Annotated in this window: 1 pseudogene; it reads left to right on the forward strand. The window is 72.7% G+C overall.

The window, feature by feature from the left end:
• Window positions 1-300: pseudogene (locus ACLJNW_RS24305) on the forward strand (hypothetical protein); the annotation flags it as partial.

Here is a 300-nt window from a genome sequence, read left to right on the forward strand (position 1 = left end):
GTGCTGGAGCGAGCGGGAGCGATCGCCGTGGTCGCCGAGATGGAGGTCGAGGAGGTGGTCATGGCGCCGCCGCCTGCGCAGACGACTCCCGTGGAGGCCCCGCAGACCCGCGCCGCTACTGGTACCAGCGCGCCCGCCGGACGCTTGCAGGTAGCGCCGCGGGACGGCTACATGGCGGCGTTCGCCGAGGTCGATGCGCCGGATTTCGGCCTGGCTCCGGTAGGCGCCGACCTACAGGACGCCAAGGCCGAAGCCGAGGCGCCGAAACTCGACCTGAGCCGCTTCAGCGTCGCCCCGGTC

The organism is Salmonella sp. SAL4457, from assembly GCF_046548235.1.
Taxonomy (GTDB): domain Bacteria; phylum Pseudomonadota; class Gammaproteobacteria; order Enterobacterales; family Enterobacteriaceae; genus Salmonella; species Salmonella enterica.